General features: G+C 39.0%; 15 protein-coding genes. 9 read left to right on the top strand and 6 right to left on the bottom strand.

What is annotated here, in order from left to right:
- Window positions 1-119 precede the first annotated feature (119 nt).
- From mobC to CPT03_RS03220, 5 genes are all read left to right on the top strand, one after another.
- Window positions 120-527, top strand: a complete 408-nt coding sequence (gene mobC / locus CPT03_RS03200; RefSeq protein WP_099437486.1) for a plasmid mobilization relaxosome protein MobC — start codon at window positions 120-122, stop codon at window positions 525-527.
- Window positions 512-1,789, top strand: a complete 1,278-nt coding sequence (locus CPT03_RS03205) for a relaxase/mobilization nuclease domain-containing protein (RefSeq protein WP_099437487.1) — start codon at window positions 512-514, stop codon at window positions 1,787-1,789. The genes mobC and CPT03_RS03205 overlap by 16 nt, the downstream gene beginning before the upstream one ends.
- Window positions 1,790-1,798: 9 nt before the next feature.
- The gene (locus tag CPT03_RS03210) at window positions 1,799-2,698 is read left to right on the top strand and encodes a YWFCY domain-containing protein (protein ID WP_099437488.1); all 900 of its coding nucleotides are present in this window, start codon (window positions 1,799-1,801) and stop codon (window positions 2,696-2,698) included.
- 65 nt (window positions 2,699-2,763) lie between these two features.
- Window positions 2,764-4,785: a hypothetical protein gene (locus CPT03_RS03215; protein ID WP_099437489.1), complete on the top strand. Its 2,022-nt coding sequence runs from the start codon at window positions 2,764-2,766 to the stop codon at window positions 4,783-4,785.
- The gene (locus tag CPT03_RS03220) at window positions 4,775-5,815 is read left to right on the top strand and encodes a phospholipase D-like domain-containing protein (RefSeq protein ID WP_099437490.1); all 1,041 of its coding nucleotides are present in this window, start codon (window positions 4,775-4,777) and stop codon (window positions 5,813-5,815) included. Before CPT03_RS03215 ends, CPT03_RS03220 begins: the two co-directional genes overlap by 11 nt.
- Before the next feature lie 892 nt (window positions 5,816-6,707).
- On the opposite strand, the gene CPT03_RS03225 is transcribed toward CPT03_RS03220, so the two are convergent.
- Window positions 6,708-8,207, bottom strand: coding sequence for a TlpA family protein disulfide reductase (locus tag CPT03_RS03225; protein WP_099437491.1), 1,500 nt, complete (start codon window positions 8,205-8,207; stop codon window positions 6,708-6,710).
- A gap of 167 nt (window positions 8,208-8,374) precedes the next feature.
- On the opposite strand from CPT03_RS03225, the gene CPT03_RS03230 reads away from it, so the two are divergent.
- Both CPT03_RS03230 and CPT03_RS03235 read left to right on the top strand, forming a co-directional pair.
- Window positions 8,375-10,720, top strand: a complete 2,346-nt coding sequence (locus CPT03_RS03230) for a redoxin domain-containing protein (protein WP_157766333.1) — start codon at window positions 8,375-8,377, stop codon at window positions 10,718-10,720.
- A gap of 231 nt (window positions 10,721-10,951) precedes the next feature.
- A complete protein-coding gene (locus tag CPT03_RS03235) occupies window positions 10,952-11,227 on the top strand; it encodes a hypothetical protein (protein ID WP_099437493.1) in 276 nt (91 codons plus the stop codon).
- Here the strand turns inward: CPT03_RS03235 and CPT03_RS03240 are convergent.
- From CPT03_RS03240 to CPT03_RS03250, 3 genes are all read right to left on the bottom strand, one after another.
- Window positions 11,224-11,970, bottom strand: a complete 747-nt coding sequence (locus CPT03_RS03240; RefSeq protein ID WP_099437494.1) for a hypothetical protein — start codon at window positions 11,968-11,970, stop codon at window positions 11,224-11,226. The genes CPT03_RS03235 and CPT03_RS03240 overlap by 4 nt on opposite strands.
- An 87-nt stretch (window positions 11,971-12,057) precedes the next feature.
- The gene (locus CPT03_RS03245; RefSeq protein WP_099437495.1) at window positions 12,058-14,127 is read right to left on the bottom strand and encodes a P-loop NTPase fold protein; all 2,070 of its coding nucleotides are present in this window, start codon (window positions 14,125-14,127) and stop codon (window positions 12,058-12,060) included.
- A 197-nt stretch (window positions 14,128-14,324) separates the two neighbouring features.
- Window positions 14,325-15,494: an AbiH family protein gene (locus CPT03_RS03250; protein WP_099437496.1), complete on the bottom strand. Its 1,170-nt coding sequence runs from the start codon at window positions 15,492-15,494 to the stop codon at window positions 14,325-14,327.
- A 189-nt stretch (window positions 15,495-15,683) separates the two neighbouring features.
- Here CPT03_RS03250 and CPT03_RS03255 point away from each other — a divergent pair, with 189 nt between their 5' ends.
- Together CPT03_RS03255 and CPT03_RS03265 are read left to right on the top strand one after the other, a co-directional pair.
- Complete coding sequence (locus CPT03_RS03255) at window positions 15,684-16,319, top strand: nuclease-related domain-containing protein (protein ID WP_099437497.1); 636 nt, start codon at window positions 15,684-15,686, stop codon at window positions 16,317-16,319.
- 643 nt (window positions 16,320-16,962) lie between these two features.
- Complete coding sequence (locus tag CPT03_RS03265; protein ID WP_099437499.1) at window positions 16,963-17,268, top strand: hypothetical protein; 306 nt, start codon at window positions 16,963-16,965, stop codon at window positions 17,266-17,268.
- Window positions 17,269-17,361: 93 nt separating this feature from the next.
- Here CPT03_RS03265 and CPT03_RS03270 read toward each other — a convergent pair whose 3' ends face one another.
- Both CPT03_RS03270 and CPT03_RS03275 read right to left on the bottom strand, forming a co-directional pair.
- Window positions 17,362-17,652, bottom strand: a complete 291-nt coding sequence (locus CPT03_RS03270) for a hypothetical protein (protein ID WP_099437500.1) — start codon at window positions 17,650-17,652, stop codon at window positions 17,362-17,364.
- 50 nt (window positions 17,653-17,702) lie between these two features.
- Window positions 17,703-18,104: a hypothetical protein gene (locus CPT03_RS03275; RefSeq protein WP_099437501.1), complete on the bottom strand. Its 402-nt coding sequence runs from the start codon at window positions 18,102-18,104 to the stop codon at window positions 17,703-17,705.
- Between the last annotated feature and the right edge of the window lie 8 nt (window positions 18,105-18,112).

Genomic DNA, 18,112 nt, shown 5'->3' on the forward strand with positions numbered 1-18,112 from the left:
TTGCACGCGTGTGCAAAGCAAAGATGTATTTTCGTATACGAAAACCTCTTTGCTGTCCTTAAGGCCAGGGGTTTTGCTTCGGAACTCGCAAATCCTGAACGTGGGTAAATATCACTTAAATGCCGAGGAAAAAAGCGAAAAACCAGGAGCAGGTACTGACCCATCCGATCATTATCAGGGTGACGAAGACGGTATTTGACCGTTTGGAAAACAAGCGAAAGGAAAGCGACTGTGGCACTATCGGAGAAGTCGCCCGTAAGATCCTGTCAAATAAATCTATCAAGTGTTTTTACAAAGATGTAACGCTGAATCCGGTGATGGAAGAGTTGGCCCAGATCAGGAAAGAACTTAAAGCGATCGGGATTAACATCAACCAGATCACGCGTTCTTTCAATCAGGACAAGGTTGAAAGCCATCGGGCATTTTACGTATTGAAAGTTGCAGATCGCTATAAAAAAGTGGAGGAAAAAGTCGATCGTTTGCTCATACTGATTTCCCAGCTCGCTGAACGATGGTTGCAAAAATAACAACGGGCAAAAGCATCAGGGGAATGCTGCATTATAATGAAAATAAGGTGACTGCAGGAGAGGCCTGTTTGATCCTGTCCAGTGGTTTTGCGGTTGACATTGACCAACTGAATTTTAACCAGAAACTGCAAAGGTTCCAGCACCTGACCGAATTGAAACCGAACGTGAAAACCAATGCGGTTCATATTTCCTTGAACTTTCACAGCAGTGAAAAACTGGATAATTTAAAGTTGCAGCAGATTGCTAATCGCTATATGGAAAGTATCGGTTTTGGTGATCAGCCCTTTTTGGTTTACCGTCATGATGATGCAGCGCATCAGCACCTGCACATCACCACGACCAATATTACCGCAAATGGGGTACGGATAGATCTTCATGATATCGGAAAGCGGTTATCTGAACTGGCCAGGAAAGAGATTGAAATCGAATACGGACTGGTAAAAGCAGAAAGTAAACAAGCCAAACAGGAAGCCGGGATTAAACCTGCCGATCTGGAGAAGGCCTACTATGGAACGTTACCAACCAAAAGGGCAATCAGTAATGTAGTAACCGCTGTAACCAGGGATTATAAGTTTACTTCACTGGCCGAATACAATGCCATTCTGAAATGCTTTAATGTAGTGGCTTTTCGCGGAGCGGAACATACTGCCATGTTTGAAAAGAAAGGGCTGATGTTTTCTATGCTGGATAAAAAGGGTAACCAGGTTGGTGTACCGATCAAGTCCAGTGCCTTTTACAGCAAACCAACTTTGCGAAACTTGGAAAAGAAATTTGAAGCCAATGTTGAAAAGCGTAAAGGCTTTAAGGATGACTTGAAAGTGCGAATCGATAAAATAATAGGAAATAGGGCTGGCATCAGCAAGAAAGCATTCGAAGAAGGGGCTAAGGAACTGGGCATAGAAGTTAGTTACAGGGAGAATGCAGCAGGTCCAATCTTCGGGATCACTTTCGTAGACCACATAAACAAGGTGGTATTTAATGGTAGCGACCTAGGTAAAGCGCATAGTGCGAAGGCAATTACCGGTAGGTTTACGGCAAAAGACATTGGTCTAAAACCGGAGCACAAAACCGAACTGAAGACTGGTAAGTCAACTAGAATGATTAAATACCAACGGGGTGAATCTGTATTCATCCTCCCCAAAACACCAAAGCTAATTGAACTGGTACTGGCCAAAACTTCAGCGGAAAGTGGTATCAAAATCCCTAAACGCAGAAAAAAACGCAAGAAAAAACAACGCATTACCCAGGAACTCAATTTATAAATATAGACTATGGAGACCGGAGAAGACAAACAGGGACTAAGAAAAATACTGGATCTTACCAGAATGATCAGTATGGCGATACTGACAATACACCTATACCTGAGCTGCTACCAGGCATTTGTGGAATGGGGACTCACGAGTCAGCTCATGGAACGTTTATGCAAAAACCTTGCAAGACTGGAAATATTTGTCGGGCTGTTTAAACCTAAACTAGCGGCACTAGTTTGCCTGCTCATTTCCCTAATCGGTGCCAGCGGCAAAAAGGATGAAAAGTCAAAATGGAAAAGCATCGTCGCTTACCTGTTATGTGGGCTAATGGTTTATGGGTTATCTTTTTTGGTGTTTTACCTGCATGTAGCGATCAGCATGGTGGCTGGTCTCTATATTGGGTTAACTGCTACCGGTTACCTGCTGATGCTTGCTGGGGGAACACGATTGTCTAGGTTAATCCGGTTAAACTTAAACAAAGATATTTTTAACCGCAACAACGAAACTTTTCCGCAGGAAGAACGGCTGCTGGAAAATGAGTATTCCGTCAACCTGCCCGCAAAGTACAACTATAAAGGTAAAGTCAGGGACAGCTGGATCAATGTCATTAATCCGTTCCGGGGGATGCTGATTGCGGGTACGCCGGGTGCAGGTAAATCTTATTTTGTGATACGGCACATTATTGAACAGCACTTGCGTAAGGGCTTCAGTATGTTTTTGTATGATTTCAAGTTCGATGACCTATCTAAACTCACATATAACAAATTGCTGAAGTACTACAGGAATTACAAAGTGAAACCCAAATTCTTTGTGATCTGTCTGGATGAGATCTATCACCGGTCAAATCCTTTAGAGCCGGATAGTATGGAAGACATTACTGATGCGGCCGAATCTGCCCGAACGATGTATGATGGGGGGTGAAATTTGTAGAACGGAATTATTAAGCTATATTCATAAATCTAATCAAATGCACTCAAACCTACTCCATGAACCTCGGTATACTCGCCTATGGGTCGTTAATTGACGATCCCGGTAACGAACTTAAAAAAATGATTGTCGACAGAATTCCCTGTGTTACTCCATTTAATGTGGAGTTCGGTAGGATCAGTAGTACTAGGGATAACGCGCCAACACTTATTCCTGTGGAAAAAGGCGGGGCTGCCGTTAACGCTGTTATACTGGTTTTAAACAATGACGTAAACATAGACCTGGCGAAATCTATGTTATGGAGAAGGGAGATCAGGTCCACCGATCTTGCTAGAAAATACAAAGAACCTAAAAAGCCGGGACCAAATACGGTAGTCGTGAAAGTGCTAATTGAATTTCATGGGGTTAGGGAAGTAGTTTACACTTCAATCGCATCTAACATTGGAAACGTCCACCCAAACATACTTGCGGGGCATGCTGTCGAATCGATTCTGGCCGAAGCCGGTGAAGATAAAAAAGATGGCATCAGGTATTTACTAAAAGCAAAAAATAATGGCATTGTTACCGGGGTTAGTGCTGAATATGAAGCGGAAATTCTCAGGCAAACAAATACCCGTTCACTTGAAGAGGCCATAGAACAATTGGATCAGCTGCGACCCATTCACCTGGAAAGAAAACTGGATCTGGACGAGTTTGAGTTACAGGTTGCTGAACTGGCCGAACTGATCTGTAATTATGGGCTTAAAACTACGATCCAGAAAACCGAGTTTACAGGCGATGACCCCAGAGAGCTGGCAATCAAGCACAGGAAGGTTTTTATGCAATGTTGCCATAATGGTTTTAAAACTGCACAAAGTAAAATTGTTGCCTTGATGCTCGATCTGGAAGATCACCAAGAGCAACTGGAAAAGGAGTTGAAAAGTGCAAATGTCAACAAACAACGTGAGCTTGTTTTCAGGCTAAGGCTCAAAATCAAACGAGTAGATTTTAAGGAAGCGGTTTTAAGAAACCTAATAGATTGTATTGCCTGGCAATTGTTTAAAGGACAATTGTATATTAATAGAAGGCTTTATCAAGGAGTGAAGGGAAAGAAAAAACTGAAAAATTCAAATATTGAATCTGCCATCAATGCTGCTGCAAAAATTAACAGTGACCCTTATGACTTTGCGTTGATCACCGATCTGTCCGCATTTATCCAAACAGCAGACCTGATTCATATCAAAGAGAGCGGTGAGATGCTGTTTGTAGAATTAAAGCAGGGAGAAAAGAGCAGGCAAATTTTGGAGGTGATGAATAAACTGCTCGACCTGAATAATTCGCCGGAAGATGTTTTTAAGGAAGTAGCGCTGGATAAACATTCATTAGCCCAGTTAGACCGCAACTTGGCGCAATATAAGCAAGCTGCGGGAGTAATGGAAATCTTGTCCACGGACAAAGGGAAGGATAAACAGGGCCGGACGGTAAACATCATCTCACCAAATGAGGGTACACCCAGATTCACCGACCAGATCAATGGTCTGGAGAAGCAATTGGAGAAAAGGAATTTTTGGGCTTACGATGTGGTGGATGACTGTTTACACCTGGCGATGTATAAAGGGATCATGCGTAATGGTGGACCGAAGATGCTTGAGGAGCTTGCCAAAAAGCATAACCAGCAGTACATCGTATGTGATTATTTGAGTGTCCTGACTTCACTTCATCAACCTTTATTCTTTTTGCCCGTCGATAAGACGCTGATCTTCGATATACTATTCGGACGGGTAAGTTTTTACATGATGCTGGAGATCGATAAATACCTTGAGCTCTTCCCCGAACAAGGATTAAAGGCTGAATGGATGACAACCAAGGAAACTATGAAGTTAAATCAAGCGCATAAAGGAAGCGAAATGTTCACCCATAAAGGGCGCGGACTTAAGGTATCAAGAGAAGGTGCGGAGACTGTACTCACCGTTGGTCTAGGTTTAGTTGGAAAAATATTCTACGAACATATTCTTCCCGCATACACTGCGTACACTTTTAATTATCATCTGGACAATAAGCTGGCGCACCAGGCTACAAAATCTTCAGACAATGGAAACTAAACAGCGGTCGTATTTTGAGAACATAGAATCATTGATTATTGAACGGATTCGATCAGCCCAATCCAGTATATATATAGCTGTCGCCTGGTTTACCAGTTCTCCGATCAAGGATGCTTTGCTGCAAGTAAAGAATAAGCGACCGGAAATCACCATAGAGGTTGTTGTTGATGACAATGACGTGAATAAAAAATATTTTTTAAATACACAGAGTGATTTTTTGAACGCCGGTATCCTCATTCATCGTAACTGGAAGGCAGACTTCCTGCATCGCAAGTTTATGGTGATCGATGATCTTACTACATTGACCGGTTCTTATAATTATACAAGGAAGGCTAAGTTCAATGCTGAGAATTTAAACGAGACGATTGACGTTAATTTTGCTCAAGTGCATTTTCGTGTTTTCAGAAGGATGACCGATGAAAGTTACTTCGATGAAAATATGCAATTGCTTCTGGATTACCCATTGTTTGCACAGAAACTGCTTTCCACCTATTTTTCTTTCAGTAAAGCCCAGTACAATAGTTATAAAAACAAGATTGTGATCGGTGATTGTTTTACACATGACGTAGGGGATTATGATGAATTATCATACTATCCGGGTTTTATCTTTAACCGGAAATATAAGTTTGATACGAAACTGAGAGATCACGAGTTTCCACTTCCTATTAATAAATCAGTTATAAAAAACTGGATCGGATCCAGAAATCAGATAATGATCATTGAATCGTACCGGGAATATCCAGAATCCTGGGATGAGATTAGCGACAGGCTTGAAGAATACGAAATATCGTTTGAGAAGTTTTACAAGAATAGGTTAGAAAGCACATACACTTACGAACAGCTGAAAGATTGTATTGAGCGTGATGTAGACATTATTGTGGAGGACCGGATTTGGTCGGATAATTTCGCTCTTTTCATGGACGATAACATTATTGATGCTGCATTTGACAAGATGCCCGAAGCAGAAAATAATTACTGGAATGATTTTGCGATCGAAGTGGAAAAAATCATGCGTCAGAAAAAAACGTAAAAATATTTTCATGCCTTGTCAATGGTCTTTGATTTTCATTCTTATTGTCTATATATGGAAGCAAAATCTTTACTCGCTTATCTTCTTGATATTATCGCTCCGGGGAGCACTTAGATTGATCGGAATCTGAACATCTAACAAAACGATATTGATTTCGAAATATGCCACCAGTTAGAAAGCACACTTCGATTATTATCGTGATACCCGACAGGATAGTTCCTGCTGTGTCAGTATGTTCGTTTCACTAGAGAAATTGCATCGTGGAAGGAGAGGTTATTTAGCGTTAAATAAAAACCGTCCTAAATGAAAAAACTTGCTATCCTTTTGGTTCTCTTTACTCTTTCAATTCATGCATTCGCGATTAATCCTTCCAGGGAATATCAAGTAAGACCCCAGGATATTTCGAGAAAGAAGGAGTCTGTCTAGGAAGACCTGATCGGATATCTATTTTAAAAATCGACGAATTATTCGAATCGTATTTTAATTTCAAAAGGTAACAAATCGCTATTTTCCATAAATGGCTGTATAGCGGCTTTGGAGATGACCATTGAATGTCGGGAAAGGAAGTCTCTGTCTCGTCGTGCGATAACTTTATAGTCGGTTTTTTAAACTTCCAAAGATTTGGATCGTAATTGTTTAGATAATATTTTATATTTTATTGCATATAAATTTTGTTTTAAATGCGTTATTATATGTATTTAAACTGGTTCCAGTAAGTGATAAAGATTTATGAGACGTGCCCAAACTTTATTACGGTTCATTAAACAACATCTGGAATTAAATGTTGCCTTAATATTCAGATTATGGGATTTTTGGGGATTACATTTTCCTAGGTAAATGCCATTTTTGAGCCAATTCCTTGTTCGCCCTTTAGCGCAGCATATCTTTCATTTTACAACAAGCCTTTAATTATCGTTTTCAATTTGTCATTTCCAGGGAAAGCGGTAAACTTATTGACGAATACGCCCTGCTTGTTATAGATCAGATAGGACGGAATATATTCGAATTCAAATTTGCTCATCACGTGTTCCCACTGATCGCCTGTCAGATAATAATGCTCACTTCCTATTCCTTTAATTTTTTCTTCCCATAGCTTTCGGGGTGACGACCCGTTGGTTAAATACACGAAGGCAATATTCTTATCGTGAAATTCGTTTTTAGTGCTTCTGAATTGTGTCATGGCATCCAGGCAAGGCCCGCACCAGGTCGCCCAGAGGTCGATAAAAACAACTTTTCCTTTGTGTTTAGCAAGAATTGCTTCCATAACCTGTTCTTTTGGAACTGACGAAATATCATTTACAACGACCGGTGATTTGAATTTATCCAATTCGACCACCTGTCTGTTCTTTCTAAGCAGGATTTTCGCAATTTCTCCTTTTTTCCAATAACTTATGATATTCTCTTTTTGCTTTTCGGATAGTGGTCTTATTTCTTCGTTTAGCTGTCTGCCATAGGCATTAGCGACTAAAATATCATAATATGGACCATCACTGAAGCCGACCAGATCCGCTAAAATAACTTTCACCTTTGCCAGCCAGGAGGGAATGTCAGTTTCTCCGATCTGAGGGAGGTCTAATATTTCATTTTGAAGAATTTTTTTTTGAGCTTCAAGGAAGGAATAACAATTCAGATATTGCGGGTCATTGAGCTTAAAATCTTTTAAAAAGCGATAATAAGATTTGTCAATCTTTTGGATCGCAGGTTTGTTAACCGTGTCCCGGGTGATGTTTCGATAATTCATGGTCATGTATTTTTCGTAGTCAAAGACAAAGCTGCTATATTGGAATAACCGAAAATCCTTAGAAAGAAAGCCTTTTATTTCTTTTGACAAGAGTTGGCTATTATTTAAAATTTCCAGTCTTTTCGATACCGCAGTTTTAGCATGGGTCAGAAATACATCCGTGCTTTTGTCGTATAAAGATGTAGGTGCTCCATGATAATCCAACATTTCATCTATGATCGCTATACTGTTGATCATGTCTGCTTGAGACAGGCCAGCTGGCCTGACGTCCAAATTTTTGATCTCAAAATTTGAATTGTAAGTAATGTCAATGTTGGTTGTACCAGCACTCGTCAATTTAACATAAAGGGGTTTTCGCCTTAAACTGGTGTACAAGCTAATCAGCGTGATGTCTGTTTCGACAGCTACATCGATAGCGAACTTTCCTGACCGGTCGGTAAGCGCTTCCTGCTTAACATACTCGCCCAAAATTGGATGGGGGACGCCGATGGTTAAAAGTACGCTATCCTGATGAGCACCGTCCGGATTGATTATTCTTCCCGTTAGCTTGGCTGTACCTGCTTTTATCGCGGGTGTACCTATTGAGCTGACAGCAGATTGTTTACATGATAAGAGGAACAAAAGGCTGAGTATACAAAGAAGATTTTTCATGAGCGCGAGTTATATTAGTAAGATAGTTTTTCTGGTTATGAAAAACAAGTAATCTCGGTAGTTTTATATGGTTCTAAAGGGACTTGACATATGATCTGTGTGTTTTGCAACAATCCTATAATTATATTGCTAAATCTTTGTATATTAGGGTAATTATGCTCTTGTTTATGTCTAGATTATTAACGCTTCTCTTTGTTTTTAGTTTTCCTTATTCCGCTCTTTGTCAGGAGTTGAATGTGCCAAACGGCCAGCAGTTCGCCTACACTTGGCATGTAGTGGGAAAGGGCGGACACAAATATGATCAGTTGCGTACCTATATTTTTCGCTCACTGGGCAGAAATGACAAAGGTGATAATGTGTTCGAATGTCAATTAGTGAGAGCGGTTGAAAAAGACGATCCTGGTGCAAGTCCAGACTTGGATACCGATAATCCTAAAGCGACAGTCTTTAATAATTCGGGTGTGTTAACACCTCTGGCGCTATTGCAGCAACCCCTTACAGTAACAGTTAGCGCGAAAGGAAAGCTTTTGGATATTGATGGCTACGATGCTGTTTTATCACGTGTGGACAGGGACTGGGAACTTCAAAAGGGCATAAGGAGTCAGATCGAAAGCCGTAAAGAATCACTGGGTTACTATATTCAGGATATGTTTTTCCAATTTCCAGACCAGCCAATCGGTAGTTCGGGAGAATGGAAGGATAAACGTGGAGTCAGTTATAAAATGGAAAGATTGTATGGACATCCCCGTGGGGCGGTGAAAGTAAATAAAGAAGTTCCTGAATTTAATAAAGCTTCATTTTCTAACGAATCACTACTGCAAATTAGTTTTGTTCGTGAGGGCGATGTGGAAGAAAAAGGGATTTATATTTTAGATCCTAAAACTGGTTTGGTACGGGATTTTAGCAAAAACAAGTCTTTTGAATATAGCTATAGCTCTGTAAACGATCGTGAGGTATCGGAATTGGCAATAGTAATGGAAACGAATCCTAAAGAAAGCAATCTGGATACGGCCTGGCTTAACATGGCGATAAAAACGGGCTTATGGTCTGCTGCATTTGGAAGTGGTCAGGACTACAATCTGGAGAAGATGCAGCGATATTTCAAGACAAAAGATGCTCAGTTTGAAAAAACTCCCCTTTACCAGGTAAATAAGCTCTCCCTTCTCCAGAAACTGCGCAAGAATCCAAAGGCAGAGGCCTTGTACAGTGATTTGCTGATGTCTATCCCGAATGCTTATCTTTCAGTGCCAGGTCTCTACCATCACCTCATAAATAAATTCCACCAGCTTTTCGAGAAAGATGCGCGTCTTGCCTATGAAGTTGCGGGTTATTTTTATCAAACTAAAGATTTCAATAGTTGGCTGCATGAAACATCGGCGCAGAATTTTCTTAGTTCTTATAGCTCAAATAAAGAAAGCTGGGACAATGGACTGGAAGTAGTTCGATTGATGCATACAGATAAGAACCTTGCTATGCGTCAAACTGCTGATCCCTTGTTCTACTGGTCTCAGGCAAATAAAAATCCAAAGGATTTGAATAAATTGTTGAGCTCAGCCAACGCATTGTCGAAAATGGATAATAAGACTATGCAGCTTGGTAAGGGTGGGAGGTATGGAGTGTTGGTTTATCAACTGTTGGTAAATGAAGGTAAGCAAGCAGAAGCAAACCACTTGCTGGACGCAATCTTAGATAAACTGCATGTGGTAGTGGTAGATACATTATATGGTGGTAGAAAGGATGATAGGAGTATTTTGGCCCATGCATACCAGTTGAAATACCTGGCCAGGAAAGGCTCGGGTGATGTAAATGCGATCAAGTACTTGTCTTTAGCGGCACAATATTCGCCCACCGGGCCTGCAGATAAAAGCAGGATGTCAAGATATGACAAGCATTTCCTGAAGTCGAAAGAAACCTACCGGCAGGATTTTGTGGAAATGCTGTTCAGCTCCGGTAATGAAAAACAGGCACTCAAAACCTTTGCTGCACATATCAGTGCAGAACCGGAAAGTCTTGAAGAGATGAAATCATTGTACCTGAGACATTTTCCTCAGAATGACTTTAAAGCCTTAATGAGTGATGAGGTGATTGTTTCATGGGAGAAGGCACCGGATTTTAAATTGAAAGACCTTAATGATAACGAAAGGACGCTGAAGGATTATTCGGGAAAGTGGATGGTCATAGACTTCTGGGGCACCTGGTGTGGTCCCTGTGTCGCAGAACTTCCTGAAATTAATACTTTTAATAAAGAGTTGGATGAAGGTAAGTACCCAGGCGCTACGTTCTTAAGTATTGCCTGTAAAGATTATGAACAAACTGTTAAAGCGTTTCTGACTAAAAATAACTACGAAATCCCTGTACTGATGTCTGATAACAAAATACAGTTCAAGTACAATATAGATGGATATCCTTATAAAGTTATGGTGTCGCCAACCGGAAGGATGATCACTTTGGAAAGAGGCAAGGACTGGAGGAAAATTCTGAAGCTATTTAACCGTATTTCAGGGGTATGGTAATTTGTTTATTGCTATCTGAAGTATCTTAGTGTTGCAGTAGTTCCACTAGGGAACTGATTAATCTTTTATCTCCAAAAGATTAACCAGTTTAGCCTTAAACTCAGTTTTAAGTCAGCTCTTCAAAATATTGTTTAATTGTTCTTCGTTCGCAATTTGCAAACAAAGAACATAGGTGTTTAGATTTATTGTGTTATTGGAAATTTATATCTTCAGCTTTTAATCATTAATTAAATGGAAACTATTCTGCTACAATCCTTTACGGTGGATGAATTTTTCGAAAAAATGAGGTCGATTATTAAAGAGGAACTCAAAAGTGCGCTACAACAGGATCAGTTATTGACTAAAGAAGGTGCATTGAAAATAACGGGGGCTAGCAATGCCGTCTTTTTAAAGGCGATCAATGACGGGGTGGTCAAGCCCCAATTGGTCAAGGGCAGAAAAAAGGCTATGTACTTGGAGTCAGAAGTACTGAAGATACCAGTTCGCCGAAGAAGGGCCGAATATTAAAGCTGATATCTTTCTTCTTCCTTAATGGGTATGAAATTGGATTTTTTGCTGATCAATAGTTCAAGAGCATTATTAGCGTAATTGAAATTTTCGCACCATCTTTTAGTTCGTGATTTTATTTCGCTTTTTAAGTATTTGGAAAAGTGATATTCAAATTTGACCATAGCATAATTGCCCTTGTAGATATCGATGTACTCTTCCAGCTTATATTCAAAGAACTCTTCTTCCAATCGTTTTAAATCTTCTTTGATGATCTCAGCTGAAGGTCTAGGTGGATTGGAAGTGTTTATGTCAGATAGACCTTCTTCTAGTAGATAAGGACTGTTCTTAGATTGCTTTTTATTCGATAGGGCGGAGGCTATCTTTTTGTTAAAGTTTTCCTTATCCGCCTTGAGTTCCATATACCTTTTTAGGTTAACGTTTCTCGCTTTCAGTTCTTTAGCTAAGGCTTGGATATCGGCCTTGTTATAGTAGTGTGATTTCCCTTTGATGAAAAAATTGGTAAATTTGAATTCTTTCCTTATGAATTTACCCACCCCATAATGAGCGTTCTTAAAATATTTATAAAGATCATGTTCAGTTACCCATGCGTCGTTTTCCAGATTCAGTTTTTGGAATTCTTTAGCTGCCTTTTCTAGTACAGCGGGTGAAAGCTGTTTATTTTTTGGAAGATCTGTTGTGCCAGCCAACTTTACAATCGCCACCCTTAACTCCTTCAGTTCTTCAAGTATCTGTTTCTCCATAGCTAAAAATAATTATAAATAATGTACAAAAAAACCTCTAGGCCATCAAAAGGTTTTCCTGATTCCCTTGCTAGTCCCTCAATTAAATCAGCGTCCTGATAATATTGTGGGTTCTGTTTTTTCAACATGAATGGTATTATTGGTATTCTTTAGTCGGCAGTTAGCTGCGAAAAATCTTAGATTTCTCAGTGCTTGTTCGCTAAAAGAGCCATCTGGTAATCCATCAATAGCAGCTACTGCTTGTTGTAACCATTCGCCCGGAAGGAATTGCGCCACTGAATCCGGGCTTACAAAGCCGGCATTACCTTTTTCATCTTTTCCAAGAAAATTCCTGTCTACAAAGAAGTTGAGAAACCAACCCTTGGTTATGTTTTTTGATAAAATGGATTGGTACTTGCTTTTGTTGTAACGGTTTGCAGCATAGAAATGGAAATTGCTTATCCAGTTGCCATTTTCCTCTTTTATCAGTAAGGTTGCCATATCTAAACCAGATTCGAGATAACTGCTAAAATTAGCCTCAAATTCCGGATTTAGGGTTAGTTGATCATTAATCATTTTTGAGGTTGGGTATCTGTCAGCATCATCTCTGATCGCAACATTTAATAGGAAGGTGCCATTTTGATTGGTATGCTTAGGATCCATCTCTAATAGCTTGACCGCTGTACGTGCAGCTGCGAACTTGTCCTCAGAGTGATTAAGTATCTGATAAAATGCAGAGGTAATTCCCTTATAGATATCTTTGTCGATCGGTGTGGTAGTGGTGTTCCAGAAGTGTATTATGGGTTCCAGGTACTTATCGCTGCTTTCTGTTAGGTTAATTGGTAGTTTTGGATTGGAAATTCTGCTCAGGAAGGATTTCATTTTTCCATTTTTGTTGATGGTATTCAATATGGCTTTTTTATTGGATCCGGCTGCGAAATACTGGTGAATATGTGCCTCGTCAACATCAGTAACAGGTAGGGATAACGAAAAATACCGCTCAAAATATTTCGGATCCTTTAGCCGCCGATTATCAGGGATATGGTCTTGTCCATAGGTGCGATCAAATAGTACGTTCAGCATAGCTGCTGTTGTTTCGTTGAATTGCGACCCTTTTATGAAATTGCTGAAGTTTGTGCTTTCCCAAATCCCCTTACGTGCTGTGAGTAAAAATCCACTGTAGAGATGCGTGTAGCCCTTATGATCAAAAGTTCGGATAGCTTCCAATAATAAAAAATCTGGCAGGTACACATTTTGTGCGATATTGGGGAGTGTAAAGATCAAATTGTTAAAATACCTGTTGAGGTCCCGTATGGAGGAGAAAAATTCCTTGAGTCCATGAAGGTTCCAGATGGATTTCAGGTCACTCATATCAATGCTTAAATTCAGTCGTTTAAGTAAATCATCTAAACGCTTGAAAAACAGCAGCTCGAGTTGGCTGCTTTCTACCGTTGGCATTGTGAAATCAACTTGTATAATTTTTTCCAGATATTTCTCTCCATTAAAGCCATATTCATTTTCCAGTGCTTTGATGACCACTTCTTTGTCGTAGGCGATAATGAAGACTGTGTTTTTCAGGTTAAGATTTACCTTGAGTACTTTGAAGAGCTGCGTGATCTCCTTTGGAGTCAGCCGGTCTATGTCATCAATTAAGATGTAAAGCTTTCCGGCATTCTTTAGGAGTAGCTCATTTGCTGCAGATTTGATCTCTTCAACCGAGCTCATCTCATGTTGGTTAAGATAGTCATCTAGCCCCTCGAATAAATTATTTGCGATGGGGTGGATGTATCGCAGGAATTGCACACGCTGAAGGTGTTTCAGGTATCCTTTTAGCTTTTTGTCGGCTTCTTCTGCAGGTTTAGCCCATGTTGGATCTTGAAGGGAATTGAGGATCGTTTTTAAAAAGTTACGCTCCAGATCGTCTTCTGCGGTATTTCCCCAACTGTTGAATTCTACCACTTTCAAGTCTTCGGGCTTGTCCTTGTACTCGGCTTCCAGGTGCGCTTTAATAAAACCCAATAAGGTAGACTTTCCGGAACCCCAACTGCCAGCTATACCTACTACCAGACTTTCCTGTTCACCAGTAAAGGCGGTGATCAGGCTGTTTACCATTTGACGGGCGAAATTTTCACGTCCTAATGTATCGTTGTTGGTAATGGCGTCAGCGGATATGTTCATGAGTCTGTAAAAGCGTTTTCGGATTAAATATACATTTTTCAGGAGTTTATGGAAACCAAACTTGGGTCACTTAAACCACAGGAAAATTTTTAGTGGATTCTTTATTAAACTAATTTTATTTTCTGCAGAGCTTTCTCAAAGAAAGCAGGGGGATAATTCGTATTTGTCAGCTAAACTTGAGCGGTAGATTATCCTTGTTATTCTGTGGTTCCTATGCTTAGTGGGTTTTGGCTTGAGATCATTTTTTCGTGCTGAGGCATAGGACTAGACTTATCAAAAGGTACAATTTTCATCCTCATCTGTTGCTTATTTCTGAAATGTCTCGATATTTCTTGTGTAAGTTCTGTATAATTATTGCCGCCATTTGGGGTTTGGTGATAGAAAATTTTTATAGAAACACAATTCTTATGTTCAAATATCATATTGAGCAGTGTTCTATCTGAAAGTCCGCAGGAATGTCCAAGTATTCGGGCCTGGAATTTATTGCTTTCAATAAATCGCATTAAATTATGGTAGTTTGATGTCTTGAAATACCAAAATGATTTGATGTAATTAAATATTTCTTTGGTCTTATTAAGTTCTAAGGCAATATAATCAGCATCTAATTCATCTCCAAATCCAAATATGACAGGGTTAGATGAATTATCTAGTTCACCATGTATATAGATCATCTCTTTTCTATCTATATACTGTTCAGCAGTTTTGGTATAGTTGAAGTTCAGAATTAAAGTTTCGTTAGTTGAATCATTAAGCTTCAGGGTGTTCTCAGATTGGCCTACAATCTCGGATATATCAACCTTGTCGGTAAATATCTTTCTATAACCTATTTTGTCACCGATAACAAGTTCTTTTAAATAAATCTTCAACTGATCAACTATGTATTCTATTGTAAGGTTTAATTCCCTGACATCTTCTTGTTTTGATTGATTCTTTTCAATTAATACTTTCTTTAATTCATCATAATAAAGATTTTCAATCTCGACCCAGTTTATAGTAGAGCAGCATTTTATAATGCTAGAAAGTAACTCGGATTTGACATTAACGACGAATGGCACTTCAGGCTTCCTTTCTCTGCGGTCACTAGTCCAGCCAAAAGTTATACTCCGTGTATGAGTATTTAGCAAAATATCAAGCTCATTCCTTAGGTAGAAACTATCCACATATTCTGAAACAGTAAGATTTCCTAATTCGCGTTTAAATAAAGTCAGATTACCACTCTTGATCTCTATTAAATCATCAATATAACTACCGGTTTTGTTATAAGCAGAGAAAGCCTTCTTTAAATACCATAGTATAAAGTCATTATAACCTGTTTTCATTCCATGGGCTAAATCGAACCCATTGCCTACAACTATTAATCTATTCATGAGAGTGTTAATCAAATTAACTATTACTCAAAGATAAGCATTAGTTTGCTCAACCACCTGATACTTCCCTTGTAAACTACTTTTTCCAAAGTAAACCGCATGGAATTAACAGAGTGAGCATTTGATGTTACAACATAGACCATAAATAAACTAATTTTGTGAATACACTGAACGCTTAGATATTAGCAGATGGTTGACAAGGTAATAGAATTTTGGCCGCTTTGGTTGTTATTGTTTCTGACATTAGTAATCAAAATTATTCGTCCGCTAATTAAGGGTATAATTGGCGAAATAGCTGTTGCCTTCGTTTTAAAATTCCTTAGTAAGAAAAATTATAGAGTAATACATGATGTTACATTATATGGTGATGGCTACAAATCCCAAATTGATCATATTGTCGTTTCAAAATTTGGTGTTTTTGTTATCGAAACAAAGAATTATAAAGGCTGGATTTTAGGTAGCGAACGTGCACAATATTGGACGCAGGTGATTTATAAAAGTAAGAAAAAGCTATACAACCCTATCTTACAAAATTACGGTCACATTAAGGCTTTAAAAAGCACTTTATCAAACTATCCCTCTATTAAATATATCCCTATTGTGGTGTTTACTTGGAAATCAACACTTAAAATAAATACCTCGTCAGAAGTTGTCAAAATTTTCAGTTTGCTTAGAACAATAAAACGGTATAAACAGAATATCCTAAGCGATTTTTTAAAAGATGAGATTTTTGAAGTTATTAAATCGAATAATGGGAAAAAACATAAAAACCAAAGTCGGTTAATTAAAATTTCCGAAAATAGCCATCAAAGGATATTTCAGTAAGAAATATGCCAGAATTGTTCCGGAATACTTGTTGTAAAATGAGCTAGGTTCGGTCGGTTTAAGGGTCGTATTGAATTCCCCAGATGTAGATATTTCAACTGTTCTGCCCTATTTACATATTAGAACGTTAATTTAGATGGGGGGAAAGGTCGGAATGATCCTTCCCGTTTGTTGTTTTGGACTAAAAGAGACTTGGTAATGCTGGGGGGGGCTGGCCAGGAGCCATAAAGTGACCGCTGTCGATTTCTTCTTTTAATCCGAATTGTATATTTATACAAACTAAATTAATGGAAAATAACCTGACAATCTTCTTCTTTTTTGCTGTCATAGTCATTCTCGATCTATGGGTGGTGACCAAGATTTCAAAGTTTCCAATTAGATTTCATCGCAATAAACGTAAATGGACGAACATTGTATTGTTCTGTCCGTTGTTTGGGCTTATTGCTTATTTTTTTGTTGGCAGAAAAGCTTTTATGGAATAAGTATTTTTCTCTTTGGTCCCTATTAAAGTGGATGCTTGGTTTAGGAATAAAAAATCCGGATTGAAATCTGTATAATCATTATTCTGGTCTAGGCAGGTCTGTAAATGGGGAGGGTATTCGCTGAGTTTTAGGATGGTTTGTTTTTTAATTAACTTCATAGGATGGAACCCAAAGAATCCAGTCCCTATGTAAAGGCAAGAGCGGTATTGCTGGCGAAGTATTTTGCTTCAAGGAATTGGTATGTCTTTGAGGGAAAAAATAATTGCATTCTTTTTTATATTCCGGCTGATCAGGTTTTCGAGTACACTGTCGATGAACTTATGGAAATTATCGTTGAATCCGATTTCCATGTTGTGGAAACAGGCCTGTTGATGAGCAGTGTAACTTATATGTTTTTTCAGCATGCTAAACTTGTGAACGAGGTAGTAGTATTACCGATGACTAAATACGATATCTATACCGGATAGGTAGGTCTTTGCATATGTTCACCTTCCTATCTGGCTTGGCTTTGTCTAAGTTTATGATGTTGGTAATCCATTCAATTGATCAGTAATTGAAGGTCATTCCCTTATGTCCAGCATCGTTAAGACCTGATCAAGGTCCTTCCAAATCACTTCTCCATGGTCGAGAAATTTCTGGTAGTTAAAAATCACTGCTATTTTGAATTTTGAGAACTTGCTGAATGTTTTGTCGATCGGAAGGTCATTAAAAATGGAGGTGAAAATCTGTTCTACTGTTATATTTGGGTCGATTGGTATTGGCATAATTGCAGCAATAGAATCCTGACCAACTTTTCGACCTACCAGGTAATTGTATCTATTGATCTTATTAAATGCTTCTATCCGGGTCATATATACAGTTGCATGGTTTTTACAGATGTGAAGGTAGATGTCAAACAGATTTATAAGTCTGCCTGGTTGCGTAATTGGAGAATTTGAGTGGTTTCTTCGCTTTGGAAGGAATAACAATAGTCAAACACACAAAACCATTCTTCTTTGCCACTTTTAAATGAGCTGGTATAAAACTTTGTGTTTATCCCACTTGCGATGAAGTCTTTTGTGTCACAGGTGAAAGCATTGTATTCGGGGATTTGACCTGGAATGCCTTTCTTTAAAATTTCATAGTTGGTTTTAATGATTTTGAAGATCGCGGTTGCGTTGGGATGTGGTGTTACCTTTTCAAACTGCCGCTTTGAACGGTTGTATTGGTTCCGGCAGGTGTCGTTGCAAAATCGCTGGTCAAGTCTACCATGGAGTGGTTTTTTGCACAGTTCGCAGGTTTTAACAGTTGATGATATGTTCATGCTGGTTA

Source organism: Pedobacter ginsengisoli (assembly GCF_002736205.1).
Lineage (GTDB): Bacteria > Bacteroidota > Bacteroidia > Sphingobacteriales > Sphingobacteriaceae > Pedobacter > Pedobacter ginsengisoli_A.

Bases quoted from the DNA above. Each gene is read 5' to 3' on its own strand.
- mobC (WP_099437486.1), top strand. From the start codon at position 120: ATGCCGAGGAAAAAAGCGAAAAACCAGGAGCAGGTACTGACCCATCCG.
- CPT03_RS03205 (WP_099437487.1), top strand. From the start codon at position 512: ATGGTTGCAAAAATAACAACGGGCAAAAGCATCAGGGGAATGCTGCAT.
- CPT03_RS03210 (WP_099437488.1), top strand. From the start codon at position 1,799: ATGGAGACCGGAGAAGACAAACAGGGACTAAGAAAAATACTGGATCTT.
- CPT03_RS03215 (WP_099437489.1), top strand. From the start codon at position 2,764: ATGAACCTCGGTATACTCGCCTATGGGTCGTTAATTGACGATCCCGGT.
- CPT03_RS03220 (WP_099437490.1), top strand. From the start codon at position 4,775: ATGGAAACTAAACAGCGGTCGTATTTTGAGAACATAGAATCATTGATT.
- CPT03_RS03225 (WP_099437491.1), bottom strand. From the start codon at position 8,207: ATGAAAAATCTTCTTTGTATACTCAGCCTTTTGTTCCTCTTATCATGT.
- CPT03_RS03230 (WP_157766333.1), top strand. From the start codon at position 8,375: ATGTCTAGATTATTAACGCTTCTCTTTGTTTTTAGTTTTCCTTATTCC.
- CPT03_RS03235 (WP_099437493.1), top strand. From the start codon at position 10,952: ATGGAAACTATTCTGCTACAATCCTTTACGGTGGATGAATTTTTCGAA.
- CPT03_RS03240 (WP_099437494.1), bottom strand. From the start codon at position 11,970: ATGGAGAAACAGATACTTGAAGAACTGAAGGAGTTAAGGGTGGCGATT.
- CPT03_RS03245 (WP_099437495.1), bottom strand. From the start codon at position 14,127: ATGAACATATCCGCTGACGCCATTACCAACAACGATACATTAGGACGT.
- CPT03_RS03250 (WP_099437496.1), bottom strand. From the start codon at position 15,494: ATGAATAGATTAATAGTTGTAGGCAATGGGTTCGATTTAGCCCATGGA.
- CPT03_RS03255 (WP_099437497.1), top strand. From the start codon at position 15,684: ATGGTTGACAAGGTAATAGAATTTTGGCCGCTTTGGTTGTTATTGTTT.
- CPT03_RS03265 (WP_099437499.1), top strand. From the start codon at position 16,963: ATGGAACCCAAAGAATCCAGTCCCTATGTAAAGGCAAGAGCGGTATTG.
- CPT03_RS03270 (WP_099437500.1), bottom strand. From the start codon at position 17,652: ATGACCCGGATAGAAGCATTTAATAAGATCAATAGATACAATTACCTG.
- CPT03_RS03275 (WP_099437501.1), bottom strand. From the start codon at position 18,104: ATGAACATATCATCAACTGTTAAAACCTGCGAACTGTGCAAAAAACCA.